Source organism: Rhodopseudomonas telluris, from assembly GCF_042432815.1.
GTDB classification, from domain to species: domain Bacteria; phylum Pseudomonadota; class Alphaproteobacteria; order Rhizobiales; family Xanthobacteraceae; genus Rhodopseudomonas; species Rhodopseudomonas telluris.
The window spans coordinates 1-5,302 of record NZ_JBHLWM010000009.1 but is presented as its reverse complement, the minus strand read 5'-3'; the positions used below and the strand labels follow the sequence as shown (position 1 = coordinate 5,302).

Here is a 5,302-nt window from a genome sequence, read left to right as displayed (position 1 = left end):
ACTTACGCACACGAGGCCGCGGGTGCATCGGGCACCCGGCGTTCCGCGCGCCCTCTTCCCAAGGAGGGCGAAGCGACCGCAGCAAACCTCGGGCGCGACGCGCCGCGAGAATGCGGGCGCGTGGCTGCGTCGGGCTGTTGCGCAGTCGTGGCTATTTCGCGCTGCGCAAAGCTCTGGCGATTTGATCTTTGAAGTGCGTCGAAGTGGCTGTTTGATAGTTGAATACAATCGACGTGGAGCACGGACGCAACCGCATCCTCCCACGTCATCGCCCGGCTTGACCGGGCGACCCAGTATCCCAGAGCGCTCGTTGGAGCGCCGTGCCTTTCTCCTCCACCGCTCTGCGATACTGGATCACCCGCTGTCGCGGGTGATGACCGTCTCACTTTGTGGCGCGCCGCTCTGTCGGGCGGCTTGGCTCAGATCGGCTTGCCGGCATACGGCATCGACGCCGTCAGGCCGCCGTCGACCGGGAACGCTTGGCCGTTAACGTAGCTCGCTTCGTCGCTGAGCAGGAACAGCCCCATGGTGGCGAGTTCGTGCGGCTGGCCGGCGCGCTTCAGCGGATTGAGCTGGCCGATCTTGTGATCGGTGCCGCGCTGCTTGGCATTGTCGAACACCGGCTTGGTCATGCCGGTTTCGATCAGACCCGGGCACACCGCGTTGATGCGCACGCCGGTGCCGGACAGCGAATAGGCGGTGGTCTGCACCAGGCTGATCACGCCGGCCTTCGACGCCGCGTAAGGATGCCCCGACGCGCCGCTCTTGAGGCCTGCGACCGAGGCGGTGCAGACGATCGCGCCGTGACCCTGTTTGATCATGTGCGGCATCGCATGCTTGATCGCCAGGAACGGACCGATCAGGTTGACGCGCAGGATCTCCTGCCAGTGCTCCGGCGTCTGCTCCGGCAGCGGCACCAGCCCGCCGCTGATGCCGGCATTGGCCCAGATGCCGTCGAGCTTGCCGTAGGCCGAGACCGCCTTGGCGATGAAGCCCTTCACGTCGTCCTCGGAGCCTGCATCGGCCATCACCGCTTCGGCCGTGCCGCCGGCCTTGCGCACCAGCTCGACCGTCTCGTTGACGCCCTCGGTGCGATCGACCGCGATCAGTTGCGCGCCTTCCTTGGTGAACAGCAGCGATGCCGCGCGGCCGATGCCGCTGCCGGCGCCGGTGATGATGACGGATTTGCCTGCGAGGCGGCCCATGCGTTGCTCCCTGCTGATCGTGCGGCGTTTGCCGCTTGACGGAATTCGTTCGGCCCGTTGGGGCCGGCATCGCCGCAGCGACATACAAGTGACTTGAGGCGATGCGAGGTCTGACGTACAGCGACTTGAAACCGGAATGAAGGACTTTCTGCATGTCGAATGCGCCGCCGTCCACCAGCGACAAACCCTTCGTCGCCCAGCACTCGGTTCCGAGCGGCGTCACGGCGACGCGGTGGTGGTGGGTGCGCCACGCGCCGGTGCGCAGCGACGGCGGCAACATCTACGGCCAGATCGACATCGATTGCGACTGCAGCGACAAGGTGGTGTTCGACGCGGTCGGCCGCGTGCTGCCGCGTGATGCGGTGTGGTACGCGAGCAAGCTGAAGCGCACCCATATGACTGCCGAAGCGATCTTCGCCGCCGGTTTTCCGCGGCCGCCGCTGATCACTCACGATGCCGATCTCAACGAGCAGCATCTCGGCGACTGGCAGGGCAAGAATCGCGCGCAGTTCTTCGCCAACCTGCCGATCAATCTCGACACTTTCTGGTTCGCGCCGATCGACGAGCGCGCGCCGAATGGCGAGAGCTTCATGGATCTGTACGAGCGCACCAAGCGCGCGATCGCGCGCATCTCCGCCGCGCATCCCGGCGGCGACATCGTCGCGGTGGCGCATGGCGGCACCATCAAGGCGGCGATCGGCCTCGCGCTGCGCGATCAGCCGGCGCGCGGGCTGGCCTTCACCATCGACAACTGCTCGATCACACGGCTGGACTACATGGCGTCGTCCGACGGGCAGGAGGGCTGGCGGATTCCGATGGTCAACCAGCAGCCCTGGATCGCCGACCCCTCCCACGCCGCGATGCATCAGCCGGCCGGTCCGGAAGTGGCGACGAACACCACCAAACTCGCTTAATCTCGTCATTGCAAACGAGCCGATCCGTCATTGCGAGGAGCGAAGCGACGAAGCAATCCAGCGCCATGCACTGATCTGGATTGCTTCGCTGCGCTCGCAATGACGGGATAGGTCATCCGAACCAACAACTAACAACGGGAGAGAAACATGAGCTTGTTCGACCTCAGCGGAAAAGTCGCGGTGATCACCGGATCGTCGCGCGGCATCGGCAAGGCGATTGCCGAGCGGATGGCGGAGCACGGCGCCAAGGTGGTGATCTCGTCGCGCAAGCAGGACGCCTGCGACGCCGTCGCCAAGTCGATCAACGACGCGCGCGGAGCAGGGACCGCGCTGGCGCTCGCCGCCAACATTTCCAGCAAGGACGATCTCAAGCGCCTGGCGCAGGAAGCGACCGAGAAGTTCGGCAAGATCGACACGCTGGTCTGCAACGCCGCGTCGAATCCGTATTACGGCCCGCAGGCCGGCATCAACGACGATCAGTTCCGCAAGATCCTCGACAACAACATCGTCGCCAATCACTGGCTGATCAGCGAAGTCGTGCCGCAGATGATCAAGCGCAAGGACGGTTCGATCACCATCGTGTCGTCGATCGGCGGCCTCAAGGGCTCGACCGTGATCGGCGCCTACTGCATCTCCAAGGCGGCCGACATGCAGCTCGCCCGCAACCTCGCTTGCGAGTATGGCGAGCACAACATCCGCGTGAACTGCATTGCTCCCGGCCTGATCAAGACCGACTTCGCCCGCGCGCTGTGGGAGAACCCCGAGACGCTGAAAGCCTCGACCGCCCGCTCGCCGCTGCAGCGGATCGGCGAACCGGACGAAATCGCCGGCGCCGCGATCTTCCTCGCCTCCAAGGCCGGCACCTTCACCACCGGCCAGACCATCGTCATCGACGGCGGCGCGACGATCAGCTGAAGGGGGAGACACGCCAACACCGCGTGTCCCGCACGCGGTGCAACGCGCAGCGTTCTCCGCAGATGCGGGACCCCGGTTCGGTGGAGCTGGGAAGAAGTAACCGGGGCCCCGGATCTGCGCAGCGGCACTTCGTGCCGCAGCGCGTCCGGGGCACGGTTACTCCACCGCGGCGTAGACCAGATTGCGCACCAGCGTCCGGAAGTACTCGCGCTGGCCCGGGCCCTGCGACATGAACACCGCGAACATGTCCTCGGCCGGGTCGATCCAGAAGAACGTCCCGGCGATGCCGCTCCAGTAGAACTGGCCGACCGAGCCGGGGAACGGCGAGATGCCCGGTTCGGTGCGGACCGCGAAGCCGAGACCGAAGCCGTGGCCGGGCGGCAGGATGTAGTTGTCCGGCGGAATGTGCGCTTCGAGATGATTGCTCGCCATCAGCTGCAGCGTCTTGCGGCCGATGATGCGGGTGCCGTGCAGCGATCCGCCGCTCAGCAGCATCTGGCAGAACCGCGCGTAGTCCATCGTGGTCGAGACCAAGCCACCGCCGCCGGATTCCATCACCGGCTTCTCCAGCATGTTGAACAGCGCAACCGGATCGCCGGTCCACGGATCGGTCGGGAAGGCTTCGGCCAGCCGGTGCTTGTTCTCGGCGCCGGTGTGGAAGGCAGTCTCTGCCATCTGCAGCGGCGCGAGAATGCGCTCGGTGAGGAAGGCGCCGAGGGTCTTGCCGGAGACCACCTCGATGACGCGGCCGAGGATGTCGGTCGAGCGGCTGTAGTTCCACGCCGCCCCGGGCTGGCACACCAGCGGCAGCTCGGCGATCAGCCGAGCGTGCTCCTCGTTGGTGATCTTGCGGCTGCGGATGCGGGACTCGCGATACATCTTGTGGATCGGGCCGTCGCCGACGTGGTCATAGGTGATGCCCGAGGTGTGGCGCAGCAGGTCCTGGATGGTGATCGGCCGGTTGAGCGGCACGAGGTCGAGCTTGCCGTTCTCGACGACGCCCACGTTGGTGTTCTCGAACTCCGGGATGAACTTCTGCAGCGGATCGTCGAGCTGCAGCCAGCCGTCCTCGACCAGTTGCATGATGCCGACCGAGACAATCGGCTTGGTCATCGAAAAAATCCGGAACAGGCTGTCCGGCCGCATCGGCGCATCCGAACCGGGCGCCTGCCGGCCGAGCGCCTCGAACCAGCCAATGTGACCGCGGCGTGACACCAGCACGGTGACGCCCGGGATGCTGCCCTTGTCGATCTCGCGCTTGAAGGCGTCGGACATGACCTGCAGGCGGGTGGGGGAAAGCCCGATCGTTTCGGGCCTTGCCTGCTCCAGCTGCGGTGTTTGCGGGGCTTTGGCAGTCGTTGCTGCGGCTGAAGCGGTCATGGCGTCTCCCGATTGATCTTTGCGTACGAGGCCTTACATGACGTCCAGAATCGGACGTCCCGGCGGCCTTTCTCGACAGGGTGCAGCGAGATTGGCCCATAACTTCCAGCTTGAACAGGGTGCTTTTCCGCAGTAACCAGCCGCGGGCTTCGCTGCCCTATGTGCTGCGCCGACAAGGATGGACATCGAATGGCCAAAGCAAAGTTTGAACGTACCAAGCCGCATTGCAACATCGGGACGATCGGTCACGTCGACCATGGCAAGACGTCGCTGACGGCGGCGATCACCAAGGTTCTGGCGGAGACGGGCGGTGCGACGTTCACGGCCTATGACCAGATCGACAAGGCGCCGGAAGAGAAGGCGCGCGGCATCACGATCTCGACCGCTCACGTCGAGTACGAGACGACCAACCGCCACTACGCGCATGTCGACTGCCCCGGCCACGCCGACTACGTCAAGAACATGATCACCGGTGCGGCGCAGATGGACGGCGCGATCCTGGTGGTGTCGGCGGCCGACGGCCCGATGCCGCAGACCCGCGAGCACATCCTGCTGGCCCGTCAGGTCGGCGTGCCGGCGCTGGTGGTGTTCCTGAACAAGTGCGACATGGTCGACGATCCGGAACTGCTCGAGCTGGTCGAGATGGAAGTGCGCGAGCTGCTGTCGAAGTACGACTTCCCGGGCGACGACATTCCGATCGTCAAAGGCTCGGCGCTGGCGGCGCTCGAGAACTCCGATCCGAAGCTCGGCCACGACGCCATCCTCGAGCTGATGAAGCAGGTCGACGCCTACATCCCGCAGCCGGAGCGCCCGATCGACCAGCCGTTCCTGATGCCGGTCGAAGACGTGTTCTCGATCTCGGGCCGCGGCACCGTGGTGACCGGCCGT

5 protein-coding genes are annotated in these 5,302 nt (G+C 65.4%); 3 read left to right on the top strand and 2 right to left on the bottom strand.

All coding sequences use genetic code 11. The features are described from left to right. Positions 1 to 419: 419 nt before the first annotated feature. Positions 420 to 1,205: an SDR family NAD(P)-dependent oxidoreductase gene (locus ACFFJ6_RS22985; RefSeq protein ID WP_378392310.1), complete on the bottom strand. Its 786-nt coding sequence runs from the start codon at positions 1,203 to 1,205 to the stop codon at positions 420 to 422. Positions 1,206 to 1,357: 152 nt separating this feature from the next. Between ACFFJ6_RS22985 and ACFFJ6_RS22980 the strand changes: the two genes are divergently transcribed. Then, complete coding sequence (locus ACFFJ6_RS22980; protein WP_378392308.1) at positions 1,358 to 2,119, top strand: histidine phosphatase family protein; 762 nt, start codon at positions 1,358 to 1,360, stop codon at positions 2,117 to 2,119. Between the two features lie 147 nt (positions 2,120 to 2,266). Beyond that, positions 2,267 to 3,034, top strand: coding sequence for an SDR family NAD(P)-dependent oxidoreductase (locus ACFFJ6_RS22975; RefSeq protein WP_378392306.1), 768 nt, complete (start codon positions 2,267 to 2,269; stop codon positions 3,032 to 3,034). 156 nt (positions 3,035 to 3,190) lie between these two features. On the opposite strand, the gene ACFFJ6_RS22970 is transcribed toward ACFFJ6_RS22975, so the two are convergent. Then, complete coding sequence (locus ACFFJ6_RS22970) at positions 3,191 to 4,414, bottom strand: serine hydrolase domain-containing protein (protein WP_378392304.1); 1,224 nt, start codon at positions 4,412 to 4,414, stop codon at positions 3,191 to 3,193. A 189-nt stretch (positions 4,415 to 4,603) separates the two neighbouring features. Between ACFFJ6_RS22970 and ACFFJ6_RS22965 the strand changes: the two genes are divergently transcribed. After that, the coding region (locus ACFFJ6_RS22965; protein ID WP_378392303.1) for an elongation factor Tu at positions 4,604 to 5,302 on the top strand (699 nt) is incomplete at its 3' end.

Excerpts from the sequence above, each read along its gene's own strand:
- ACFFJ6_RS22980 (WP_378392308.1), top strand. The coding sequence starts at position 1,358 with ATGTCGAATGCGCCGCCGTCCACCAGCGACAAACCCTTCGTCGCCCAG.
- ACFFJ6_RS22975 (WP_378392306.1), top strand. The coding sequence starts at position 2,267 with ATGAGCTTGTTCGACCTCAGCGGAAAAGTCGCGGTGATCACCGGATCG.
- ACFFJ6_RS22970 (WP_378392304.1), bottom strand. The coding sequence starts at position 4,414 with ATGACCGCTTCAGCCGCAGCAACGACTGCCAAAGCCCCGCAAACACCG.
- ACFFJ6_RS22985 (WP_378392310.1), bottom strand. The coding sequence starts at position 1,205 with ATGGGCCGCCTCGCAGGCAAATCCGTCATCATCACCGGCGCCGGCAGC.